Origin of the sequence: Streptomyces sp. NPDC059853 (assembly GCF_042731495.1) — a bacterium.
Taxonomy (GTDB): Bacteria; Actinomycetota; Actinomycetes; order Streptomycetales; family Streptomycetaceae; genus Streptomyces.
Genome location: NZ_JBHWJL010000168.1, coordinates 1 through 10,938 on the forward strand (window position 1 = coordinate 1; position 10,938 = coordinate 10,938).

Sequence of the window (10,938 nt, forward strand, 5' to 3'; positions counted from 1 at the left end):
TAGGGGCTGGTTTCGGCTCAAATCCTATGGGTCCGGCGGGGGCGCCGGCGCGCGCGTTCCCGCGGGGAGCGGCGCGGGCCGGCGCAGGGTGACCTCGAGGGGCGCACGGCGTCCCGGCGCTCAGCGCACCGGCAGGTGCCTGGGCGGGAGTTCACCGGCCTGCGCGGCCGTCCGGGCCCGGCCCGCCCCGGCGCCTCCGGCCGCCTCGGCGGGGGGCGGGTCGGCGTCGCGGCCCCGCAGCCAGGCGGTGGCCTCGGCGGGCGGCAGGGCGGCGGAGACCAGCCAGCCCTGGACGGCGTCGCAGCCCATGTCGCGCAGCCGCTCCCAGGTCTCGTCGTCCTCGACGCCCTCGGCGACCACGACCAGGCCCAGGGAGTGGGCGAGTTCGATGGTGCAGCGGACGATCTCGGCGTTCTGCGGATCGGCGGCGAGACCGGCCACGAACGAGCGGTCGATCTTCAGTTCGCTGACCGGCAGGGTCCGCAGGTAGGACAGGGAGGAGTAGCCGGTGCCGAAGTCGTCCAGGGAGATCTTCACCCCGTGGCCGGTCAGCTCCGCCAGGGTGCCGGCGGCGTGCTGCGGGTCCTCCAGCATCACGTGCTCGGTGATCTCCAGTTGGAGCGACCCGGCCGGCACCCGGTGCCGGGCGAGCCGGGCGGCGACGGACTCGGTGAACCCGTCGGCGTACACGTCGCGGGGCGAGACGTTGACCGCCACCGGGACGGTCAGCCCGGCCGCGCGCCAGCGGGCCACCTGGTGCAGGGCCTGTTCCAGGACGTACTCGGTGAGCTGGGGCATCAGGCCGGAGGTCTCGGCGATGGCGATGAACTCGTCCGGGGGCACCCGGCCGCGCTCGGGATGCGCCCAGCGGATGAGCGCCTCGAGACCGGCGACGGCGCCGTCGAAGCGGACCTTGGGCTGGTAGTGCAGTTCCACCTCGCCGCGCTCCAGGGCGTGCCGCAGATCGCCGAGCAGGCCGAGCCGGTCCGGGGTGTGGGCGTCGCGGCTGGCCTCGTACACCTCGACGCCGCTGCGGTCGCGTTTGGCGCCGTACATGGCGACATCGGCGCGGCGCAGCAGGTCCTCGGCCTCCCGGGCCTGGTCGGGGGCGACGGCGACGCCGGCGCTGGCCTCCATGACCAGGGTGAGGCCGTCGAGTTCGAGCGGGGCGCTGAGCGAGCCGATGAGGGAGCGGGCGGTCTGCCGGGCGGCGCCGGCGGATTCGGCGCCGGGCAGCAGGACGGCGAATTCGTCGCCGCCGAGCCGGGCGGCCACCGCGTCCGGCGGGAGTCCGGCGCGTATCCGGTCGGCGATCTGGAGCAGCAGCCGGTCGCCGGTGAGATGGCCGAGGGTGTCGTTGACGTCGCGGAAGCTGTCGAGGTCGATCAGCACCAGGGCGCAGCGGGTGCCGCCGCCGGGCCGGACGTGGGCGCACTCCTCCAGGGCGGCGCGGGTGCGCTCCAGCAGCCACTGCCGGTTGGGCAGGCCGGTGAGCGGGTCGAGCAGCTGCTCCTCGGCGCGGGCGTTGGCCAGCCACAGGGTGCGGTCGAGCGCGATCAGCGGGACCGCGAACATCGGGATGAGCAGCGGGACCTCGGCGGCGACCACGACGATCAGCGGGGCGAAGCAGAGCAAGGCGAGCGCGATCATGCCCTGGCGGACCAGGGCGACGGTGGTGAGCGCGGGCCCGGCGGACGGCAGGGCGGCCGAAGGGGTGTCGCACACCCAGTGCAGGGTGCGGGAGACCACCAGATAGGCGACCGCGCCCAGCAGCAGCTGGACGAGCATGGCGCCGGTCCAGTCGTCCGGGTGCCAGGGGTGGGCCACGCTGGGGCGCACGCCGAAGACGGCGAGGGTCAGTCCGGCGGCGCCCACGCCCAGGATGTCGATGGCCCCGTGCACCAGGGCCTGCCGTCTGCGGTCGCGGCGGGCCGCGCCGACCAGGGTGACGACGGCGAGGCTGATGAGCAGCGCGGGGACCCAGCCGTACTGGAGCAGCATGGCCAGGGCCAGGGCGGCACCGGAGCCGGAGCTGCCCCACCAGCGGTCGCCGCGTACCGCGACGAGGTGGGTGACGACGGCTCCGGTGAGCAGGGCGAAACCTAATCCGGCGTGGTCGCCGGGGAACAGGCCGTGCCCCTCGGCGACCACCCGCCAGACACCGATGAGCAGGGCGATCGCGGCGACGGTGAGCACGGCGGACCGGGTGTACCGGGCCAGCCACGCGCAGCCGCGCCGCTGGGTCGGTCTTCCCGTGGGGGCTGACTGCATGCGGGTCCCTCTCACGGCTTCCTTGCCCGCGCCGGGGCAGGCACACCCTCCACACTAGGCCGAGGGGTGGCCGTGCGGGCCTCCGGTGGCGGAAAGTCGGGCGTTTTCTTCACACCGACCGGGCGATCGCCGCCGTCCCCGGTGCATTCCGCTGCCCCGTGTCATCCCCGTGTCATCGTCCGTCACGGCGGGGCTGTTTCTCTCCCTCCGTCGGCTTCTCCGCGGTCTTCTCCGCCCCTTCGGTCTCCGGCGCGGTCTCTTCGCCGACCACGAGGGCGACTTCACGGGCGGCGTCGGCGCCCTGTTCGAGCAGGACGGCGAAGCCCGCTTCGTCCAGCACGGGGACCTTGAGGGCAACGGCCTTGTCGTACTTGGAGCCGGGGCTCTCCCCCACCACCACAAACCCGGTCTTCTTCGAGACGGAGCCGGTCACCTTCGCGCCCAGGCTCTGCAGCGCCTCCTTGGCGCCGTCGCGGGTGTGCGAGCCGAGGGTGCCGGTGACGACCACGGTGACGCCCTCCAGCGGGCGCGGCCCGCTCTCCTGGCCGGCCCCCTCGTCCTCCATCCGCACCCCGGCGGCCCGCCACCGTTCGACGATCTCGCGGTGCCAGTCGACGGCGAACCAGTCCTTGAGCGAGGCGGCGATCGTCGGGCCGACCCCTTCGGTGGCCGCCAGTTCCTCCTCGTCGGCCGCCATGATCCGGTCCAGCGAACGGAACTCGCGCGCCAGCGCCTGCGCCGCCACCGGGCCCACGTGCCGGATGGAGAGGCCGGTGATGATCCTGGCCAGTGGCTGCCGCTTGGCGCCCTCGATGGCCTCCAGCATGGCGAGGGTGTTCTTCTTGGGCTCGCCCTGCTGGTTGGCGAAGAAGCTGACCACCTTCGGCTCGCCGGTCTCCGGGTCGCGCTTGGGCAGCCCGGTGTCCTGGTCGAGGACGTAGGAGGTGATGGGCAGCAGTTCCTCAACCCGCAGGTCGAACAGGCCGCCCTCGTCGCGCAGCGGCGGGTCGGCCGGCTGGAGCGGCTGGGTGAGGGCGGTGGCGGCCACGTACCCGAAGTGGTCGATGTCCAGGCACTTGCGGCCGGCCAGGTAGTACAGCCGCTCCCGCAGCTGGGCGGGGCAGGAGCGGGCGTTGGGGCAGCGCAGGTCGATGTCCCCCTCCTTCGCGGGGCGCAGCGCGGTGCCGCACTCGGGGCACTCGGTGGGCATCACGAACTCCCGCTCGCTGCCGTCGCGCAGATCGGCCACCGGGCCCAGGATCTCCGGGATCACGTCCCCGGCCTTGCGCAGCGCGACGGTGTCGCCGATGAGCACACCCTTGGCCTTGACCACCTGCTGGTTGTGCAGGGTGGCGAACTCCACCTCGGAGCCGGCCACGGTGACCGGCTCCACCACGGCGTACGGGGTGACGCGGCCGGTGCGCCCGACGCCGACCCGGATGTCCACCAGCTTGGTGTTGACCTCCTCCGGCGGGTACTTCCAGGCGATCGCCCAGCGCGGGGCGCGCGAGGTGGAGCCGAGCCGCCCCTGGAGGGGGATCTCGTCGAGTTTCACCACGACGCCGTCGATCTCGTGCTCGACGGCGTGCCGGTGCTCCCCGTAGTAGGCGATGAACTCGCGCACCCCGTCGAGGGAGGTGACCACCTTGGCGGCCCGCGCGGTGGGCAGGCCCCACTCCTCCAGCAGTGCGTAGGCGTGCGAGAGCCGGTCGATGTCGAAGCCCTCGCGGGCGCCGATGCCGTGCACCACCATCTGCAGCGGCCGGGAGGCGGTGACCTTCGGGTCCTTCTGGCGCAGCGAACCGGCGGCGGCGTTGCGCGGATTGGCGAACGGCTTCTCCCCGGCGTCCACGAGGCGGGCGTTCAGCTCCTCGAAGCGCTCCATCGGGAAGAACACCTCCCCGCGGATCTCCACCAGGGCCGGGACCCGTTCGCCGCGCAGCCGGGTGGGGATCTCCTCGATGGTGCGGACGTTGGGGGTGATGTCCTCCCCGGTGCGGCCGTCGCCGCGGGTGGCGGCGCGGGTGAGCCGGCCGTGCTCGTAGGTGAGGTTGACGGCGAGACCGTCCACCTTCAGCTCGCACAGGAAGTGGTACGGGATGCCGTCCAGTTCCTCGGCGATCCGGTCCGCCCAGGTGTCCAGCTCGGCGTCGTCGAAGGCGTTGTCGAGGGAGAGCATGCGCTCGGCGTGCTCGACGGAGGTGAACTCCGTCTCGTACGCGCCCGCCACCTTCTGGGTGGGCGAGTCGGGGGTGCGCAGCTCGGGGTGGGCCTCCTCCAGCTCCTGGAGTTCGCGCATCAGCGCGTCGAACGCGGCGTCGCTGATCACCGCCGTTTTCACGTAGTAGCGGAAGCGGTGCTCCTCGACCTGCTCAGCGAGCCGGGCGTGTCGCTCCCGCGCCTCGGCGGGCACTGCTGACTGCTGTTCGACCGACACCGTCTTGTCTCCGTCCTCACTCAGGGTTGTCCGCGAGGGATCTCGCCGCCCGGACGCAATGCGCCAGCGCCGCCCGGGCGTACGCCGGGGAGGCACCCGCGAGACCGCACACCGGGGTGATCACCACGGACTCGCTGAGCAGCCCAGGTGACAGCCCCAGCCTGCGCCACAGCGACCTGACTCCACTGACCGTACCGGCCGGGTCCGACAATTCCTCCGGTCGCTCGCCGGTGCCGGGCACGACACCGAAGAGCAGGGACATACCGTCCTCCGCCGCCTCGCCGATCGCGTCGTCCTCACGCTCGGTGAGCAGCGAGAAGTCCAGGGAGACGCCGTCGACCCCGGCGCGGCGCAGCAGCGGGACGGGGACGCCGGGGGCGCAGGAGTGGACGACGACGGCGGCGCCGGACGCGTGGCCGACTTCGACGAGGTCGCGCAGCGCGCCCTCGGCGACCGCGCGGTCCACGGCGGGGTGCGTGCGGTAGCCGCTGGCGGTGGGGACGGTGCCGTGCAGGACGGCGGTCAGGGCGGGTTCGTCCAGCTGGAGCACGGGGTGGGCGCCGGGGACCCGGCGGCGTACCTCGGCGAGGTGGCCGCGCAGTCCCTCGGCGAGGGAGGCGGTCAGATCGCGGCAGGCGCCCGGGTCGCCCAGCATGGCCTCGCCGGTGCGGCGTTCGACGGTGGCGGCCAGGGTCCACGGCCCGACGGCGGAGATCTTGAGGGCGCCGGAGTAGCCCTGGGTGAACTCCTCCAGGGCGTCGAGGTCTTCTCGCAGCCAGGCGCGGGCGCGGCGGGTGTCGCGGCCCGGCCGGTCGCTGATGCGCCAGCCGCTGGGCTCCAGATGGACGTACAGCTCGGCCAGCATCCCGGCGGTGCGCCCGGTCATGTCGGCGCCGGGGCCCCGTGCGGGGAGCTCGGGGAGGTAGGGCAGGGCTTCCAGGGAGCCGGTGACGGTGCGCACCGACTCCCTGACGTCCTCGCCCGGCATGGAGCCGATCCCGGTGGCCGTGGCCGGGCCGCCGGGCCGTCGCGGGATGCTCGCCGTGTCGTGGTTCGCTGTGGTGTTCACCCGGGCAGCCTACGAGTCGCGCGGGGGTGCGGCGGTCAGCCGGTGGGGCGGACGGAGAGGTCGGTGATCTCGGCGCCGCGCGGCAGGTCGAGGGCGGTGAGGATGGTGGTGGCGACGGACTCGGGGGTCATCCAGCGGTCCGGGTCGTACTCCTTGCCCTCCTGCTGGTGCACCTTGGCCTGCATGGGGGTGGCGGTGCGTCCGGGGTAGACGGTGGTGACGCGGACGCCGTGGCCCGCTTCCTCGGCGCGCAGCGCGTCGGCGAGTGCCTTGAGGCCGTGCTTGCTGGCGGCGTAGGCGCCCCACTGGGCGTTGGCGCGCAGCCCGGCACCGGAGTTGACGAACAGCACGTGGCCCCGGGCGGCGCGTACCTGGGGCAGCAGGAGGCGGGTGAGTTCGGCGGGGGCGACGAGGTTGGCGGCGAGGGTGGCCTGCCAGACCTTGGGGGTGAGGTCGCCGACGGTGCCGAGGTCGACGACACCGGCGATGTGCAGGAGGGAGTCGACGCGGTCGGGGAGGCTCTGGTGGCCGAGGGCCCAGGAGAGCCGGGCGGGTTCGGCGAGGTCGCCGACGAGGGTGCGGGCGCCGGGGAAGCGGTCGCGCAGTTCGCCGGCCCGGCCGGCGTCGCGGGCCCACAGCCACAGTTCGTCCCCGCGGGCGGCGAGGCGTTCGGCGACGGCGGTGCCGATTCCGGAACCCGCGCCTGTGATCACATGCGTTGCCATACGAGCATGGTCTCCTACGGGCAGGACCGGTTCGGCAGTGGGAGGCGGCGCGATGGCGGCGGACATGGACGGGACGACGGTGCGGATCGCGGTGGGGCAGATGCTCTCGGAGGTGTCCCCGGAGGCGAATCTGGCGGAGCTGGCGCGGATCGCGGAGCGGGCGGCGGAGCGGGGCGCCACGGTGCTGGTGTGTCCTGAGGCGGCGATGGCCCGGTTCGGGATTCCGCTGGGTCCGGTGGCGCAGCCGCTGGACGGGCCGTGGGCGTCGGGGGTGCGGGAGGTCGCGGCGCGGCACGGGCTGCTGGTGGTGGCGGGGATGTTCACGCCGGCGCCGGACGGGCGGGTGCGCAACACGCTGCTGATCACGGGGCGCGGGGTGGACACCTGGTACGACAAGGTGCATCTGTTCGACGCGTTCGGGTTCGCGGAGTCGCGGACGGTGGCGCCCGGGGACCGGGTGGTCACGGCGACGGCGGACGGGGTCGGCTTCGGCTTCGCGACCTGCTACGACGTGCGGTTCCCCGAGTTGTTCGTGCGGCTGGCGGAGTCGGGGGCGCAGGTGATCCTGGTGCCGGCGTCGTGGGGGGCGGGGCCGGGGAAGCGGGAGCAGTGGGAGCTGCTGGTGCGGGCGCGGGCGCTGGATTCCACCTGCTGGGTGGTGGCGGCCGGGCAGGCGGATCCGGCGGCGGCCGGGGCGGATCCGGGGACGTCGGCGCCGACCGGGATCGGGCACAGCATGGTGGTGTCGCCGCTGGGCGAGGTGCGGGGGCGGCTGGGGGCGGAGCCGGGGCTGCTGGTGGTGGATGTGGAGGTGGGGCGGGTCGCGGCGGCGAGGTCATCCGTTCCGGTGATTGCCAACCGGCGACCCGACGCTTATCGTTAATCGATAGCATCGTTAAACGATAAGGGGGGTGCCTCGTGAAGGCTGCCATGAGGTCGCTGCTGAGATCGGGTGGGAGACGGCCGGCCGCTGCCGGGGAGGCCGGGCCGGCACAGCCGGGCACGCACGGCACAGCGGGAAACGGCACGGGGGGAAACAGCTCAGCGGGAAAGCGGGGGAAGGATCCGCTGGAGCCGATCGAGGCAGCGGTCACGGCGGTGTGCACGCTGGGGGTGCTGGCGCTGACGCTGTGGGCGGTGCTGGCCGTGTTCGTCGACGGGGTCGGCTTCTACCTCCCCGACCGGGTGTGCGTCGCCGACCCGTCCACCAGCGGCGGCGGCACATCGACGGAGGGCATGTTCGGCGCCGGCCCCGGGGTCGAGGTGGTGGCCCGGCCCACCTTCTGCTTCGACGGCAGCACGGGGCAGCGGGCGCTGTTCATCGCCGTGACGCAGCTGGTGCTGCTGTGGCACGTGGGGGCGCTGGTCATGGCCTGGCTGCTGATCCGGCGGGCCCGCAAGCACGGCCCCTTCACCCGGCGCACGGTGCGCGGTCTCACCCTGATGGGCCGCTACCTGGCGGGCGGCGCGGTGGTGCTGCACCTCGCCGAAGGGCTCGCCCACGGTGTGCTGATCTCCCACGCGACGGACTACTGGGGCTACGCACGGCTGCTCGACGCCACCCAGGTGCGCTGGTGGCCGATCTTCATCGGTCTCGGGCTGCTGACCTTCGCCCGGCTGATACAGCTGGCCACGGATATGCGGGAGGACCTGGAGGGGGTGGTGTGATGGCGGCGGACGACGCCGAACCGCACGGGATCGAGGTGCATCTGGACCGGCTGCTGGCCGAACGGCGCATGACCCTCACCGAGCTGGCCGATCAGGTGGGCGTGACCAACGTCAATCTGTCCGTGCTGAAGAACGGGCGGGCCAGGGCCATCAGGTTCTCCACCCTGACCCGCCTGTGCGAAGTGCTGGAGTGCCAGCCCGGGGATCTGCTCAGCCACCGGCCGAAGTGACCGGGGCGAGCGTGGTGACCGCGCGCTCGGTGGCCGCGATGGTGGCCGAGCCGACCACGCGGGTGCCGTCGTACAGCACGATCGCCTGCCCGGGGGCCACCCCGCGCACCGGCTCGGTGAACCGGACCAGCAGCGTGTCGCCGTCCATCTCGGCGCTCACCGGGGTCTCCGCGCCGTGCGCCCGCAGCTGGGCGGTGTACGCGCCGGGCCCCTCGGGGGCGGCGCCGCACCAGCGGGGGCGGATCGCGGTGAGCGCGGAGATGTCGAGCGCTTCGGCCGGGCCGACGGTGACGGTGTTGTTCACCGGGGAGATGTCCAGCACGTAGCGGGGCTTGCCGTCCGGCGCCGGGTGCCCGATGCGCAGGCCCTTGCGCTGGCCGATGGTGAAGCCGTGCGCGCCCTGGTGGCTGCCGACCTTCCGGCCGTCCTCGTCGAGGATGTCGCCCTCGGCGGAGCCCAGATGGCCGGAGAGGAAGCCCTGGGTGTCGCCGTCCGCGATGAAGCAGATGTCGTGGCTGTCGGGCTTCTTCGCCACCGCCAGGCCCCGGCGCTCGGCCTCGGCCCGGATCTCCTCCTTGGTGGTCCTGGTGTCGCCCAGTGGGAACAGCGCGTGCGCCAGCTGCCGCTCGTCCAGGACGCCGAGCACATAGCTCTGGTCCTTGGCGAGATCGGTGGCCCGGTGCAGCTGACGGTGCCCGTCGGGGCCGGTCACCACGGTGGCGTAGTGGCCGGTGCACACCGCGTCGAAGCCCAGCGCCAGCGCCTTGTCCAGCAGCGCGGCGAACTTGATCTTCTCGTTGCAGCGCAGACACGGATTGGGGGTGCGGCCGGCCCGGTACTCGGCGATGAAGTCCTCGACCACGTCCTGGCGGAAGCGCTCGGCCAGGTCCCACACGTAGAAGGGGATGCCGATGACATCCGCCGCCCGGCGGGCGTCGCGGGAGTCCTCGATGGTGCAGCAGCCCCGCGCGCCGGTACGGAAGGACTGCGGATTGGCGGACAGCGCCAGATGGACGCCGGTCACCTCGTGCCCGGCCTCCACGGCACGGGCGGCGGCCACGGCGGAATCGACCCCGCCGGACATCGCGGCGAGAACACGGAGACGCGGCCCCGTGCGGGGACCGGAGGGGGCACCGGGGAACTCATTCATAGCACCACCACCCTACGCCGGTACCCGCGGGCGCCGGGCCCCGCCGGGCGACAGGTGCCCACGCCCCGCACCGGGGAGCCCGGGTCGGCGGGTGCGGCGGTGGGGTCAGCTCAGTCCGGCCGTGCGGGCGCGGGCCACTGCCGGGCCGATCGCCTTCGCCACCGCTTCCACATCGGCCCGGGTCGTCGTGTGCCCCAGGGAGAACCGCAGCGTGCCCCGGGCCAGTCCCGGGTCGGCGCCGGTCGCCAGCAGCACATGGCTGGGCTGGGCCACCCCGGCCGTGCAGGCGGAGCCGGTGGAGCACTCGATGCCCTGCGCGTCCAGCAGGAGCAGCAGCGAGTCGCCCTCGCACCCCGGGAAGGCGAAGTGCGCGTTGCCGGGCAGCCGCCCGGCCGGATCCGGATCACCGCCGAGCACCGCGTCGGGCACCTCCGCCCGAACCGCCGCGATCAGCTCGTCCCGCAGCCCGCCGGTGACCCGCGCGAACTCCGCCCGCCCGGCCACGGCCAGCCGGGCCGCCGTCGCGAAACCCGCCACCGCCGGAACGTCCAGCGTGCCCGAGCGCACCTCCCGCTCCTGGCCGCCCCCGTGCAGCACCGGCACCGGCGTCCACTCCCGGCCCAGCAGCAGCGCGCCGATGCCGTAGGGGCCACCGATCTTGTGCCCGGACAGCGAGAGCGCCGCGAGCCCCGAGGCCGCGAAGTCCACCGCCAGCTGCCCCACCGCCTGCACCGCGTCCGCGTGCATCGGGATGCCGTACTCCCGCGCCACCGCCGCCAGTTCGGCGACCGGGAAGACCGTGCCGATCTCGTTGTTCGCCCACATCACGGTGACCAGCGCCACATCCCCCGGGTCGCGCTCGATGGCCTCCCGCAGCGCACCCGGATGCACCCGGCCCACCGCGTCCACCGGCAGCCACTCCACCCGGGCGCCCTCGTGATCGGCCAGCCACTGGACCACGTCCAGCACCGCGTGGTGCTCCACCGGGCTCGCCAGCACCCGCACCCGGCGCGGGTCGGCGTCCCGGCGGGCCCAGTACAGTCCCTTGACGGCGAGGTTGTCGGCCTCGGTGCCGCCCGAGGTGAAGACCACCTCGCTCGGCCGCGCGCCCAGCGCGGCGGCCAGCGTCTCCCGGCCCTCCTCGACCGCGCGCCGCGCGCGCCGCCCGGCGGCGTGCAGCGCGGAGGCGTTTCCGGTGACGGCCAGCTGCGCGGTCATCGCCGCCACGGCCTCGGGGAGCATCGGCGTGGTGGCGGCGTGGTCGAAGTAGGGCATGGTGGGGCCGATTCTACGAGCCGCCCCGCCGGGGCGGCCGGGGGAACCGGATGCCGGACGGCGGCGTTCTTTCCCCTCGGAGGATGACATGGGCGATGTAGCGAGGCCGGATC

9 protein-coding genes are annotated in these 10,938 nt (G+C 73.9%); 3 read left to right on the forward strand and 6 right to left on the reverse strand.

Annotated features, from left to right (window positions below):
- Positions 1-120: 120 nt before the first annotated feature.
- The 4 genes from ACFV5N_RS17835 to ACFV5N_RS17850 all read right to left on the reverse strand — a co-directional run bounded on the left by ACFV5N_RS17835 (position 121) and on the right by ACFV5N_RS17850 (position 6,502).
- A complete protein-coding gene (locus ACFV5N_RS17835; protein WP_385600433.1) occupies positions 121-2,271 on the reverse strand; it encodes a putative bifunctional diguanylate cyclase/phosphodiesterase in 2,151 nt (716 codons plus the stop codon).
- A gap of 172 nt (positions 2,272-2,443) precedes the next feature.
- The gene (gene ligA, locus ACFV5N_RS17840) at positions 2,444-4,708 is read right to left on the reverse strand and encodes an NAD-dependent DNA ligase LigA (RefSeq protein WP_385600435.1); all 2,265 of its coding nucleotides are present in this window, start codon (positions 4,706-4,708) and stop codon (positions 2,444-2,446) included.
- A 16-nt stretch (positions 4,709-4,724) separates the two neighbouring features.
- Positions 4,725-5,744, reverse strand: coding sequence for a methionine synthase (locus tag ACFV5N_RS17845; RefSeq protein WP_385600449.1), 1,020 nt, complete (start codon positions 5,742-5,744; stop codon positions 4,725-4,727).
- Positions 5,745-5,812: 68 nt separating this feature from the next.
- Complete coding sequence (locus ACFV5N_RS17850) at positions 5,813-6,502, reverse strand: SDR family oxidoreductase (RefSeq protein WP_385600438.1); 690 nt, start codon at positions 6,500-6,502, stop codon at positions 5,813-5,815.
- Positions 6,503-6,581: 79 nt separating this feature from the next.
- Here ACFV5N_RS17850 and ACFV5N_RS17855 point away from each other — a divergent pair, with 79 nt between their 5' ends.
- From ACFV5N_RS17855 to ACFV5N_RS17865, 3 genes are all read left to right on the forward strand, one after another.
- Entirely contained in the window at positions 6,582-7,385 is an 804-nt protein-coding gene (locus ACFV5N_RS17855) for a carbon-nitrogen hydrolase family protein (protein WP_385600451.1), read from the forward strand.
- A gap of 215 nt (positions 7,386-7,600) precedes the next feature.
- Positions 7,601-8,170 carry a DUF2975 domain-containing protein gene (locus ACFV5N_RS17860; protein ID WP_385600441.1) on the forward strand — a complete coding sequence of 190 codons (570 nt, stop codon included), beginning with the start codon at positions 7,601-7,603 and terminating at the stop codon, positions 8,168-8,170.
- A complete protein-coding gene (locus tag ACFV5N_RS17865; RefSeq protein ID WP_019434272.1) occupies positions 8,170-8,400 on the forward strand; it encodes a helix-turn-helix transcriptional regulator in 231 nt (76 codons plus the stop codon). Before ACFV5N_RS17860 ends, ACFV5N_RS17865 begins: the two co-directional genes overlap by 1 nt.
- Here the strand turns inward: ACFV5N_RS17865 and mnmA are convergent.
- Both mnmA and ACFV5N_RS17875 read right to left on the reverse strand, forming a co-directional pair.
- The gene (mnmA, locus tag ACFV5N_RS17870) at positions 8,381-9,550 is read right to left on the reverse strand and encodes a tRNA 2-thiouridine(34) synthase MnmA (RefSeq protein WP_385600444.1); all 1,170 of its coding nucleotides are present in this window, start codon (positions 9,548-9,550) and stop codon (positions 8,381-8,383) included. The genes ACFV5N_RS17865 and mnmA overlap by 20 nt on opposite strands.
- 105 nt (positions 9,551-9,655) lie before the next feature.
- Positions 9,656-10,825, reverse strand: coding sequence for a cysteine desulfurase family protein (locus ACFV5N_RS17875; protein ID WP_385600446.1), 1,170 nt, complete (start codon positions 10,823-10,825; stop codon positions 9,656-9,658).
- Positions 10,826-10,938: the final 113 nt, after the last annotated feature.

Excerpts from the sequence above, each read along its gene's own strand:
- ACFV5N_RS17835 (WP_385600433.1), bottom strand. The coding sequence starts at position 2,271 with ATGCAGTCAGCCCCCACGGGAAGACCGACCCAGCGGCGCGGCTGCGCG.
- ACFV5N_RS17850 (WP_385600438.1), bottom strand. The coding sequence starts at position 6,502 with ATGGCAACGCATGTGATCACAGGCGCGGGTTCCGGAATCGGCACCGCC.
- ACFV5N_RS17865 (WP_019434272.1), top strand. The coding sequence starts at position 8,170 with ATGGCGGCGGACGACGCCGAACCGCACGGGATCGAGGTGCATCTGGAC.
- mnmA (WP_385600444.1), bottom strand. The coding sequence starts at position 9,550 with ATGAATGAGTTCCCCGGTGCCCCCTCCGGTCCCCGCACGGGGCCGCGT.
- ACFV5N_RS17875 (WP_385600446.1), bottom strand. The coding sequence starts at position 10,825 with ATGCCCTACTTCGACCACGCCGCCACCACGCCGATGCTCCCCGAGGCC.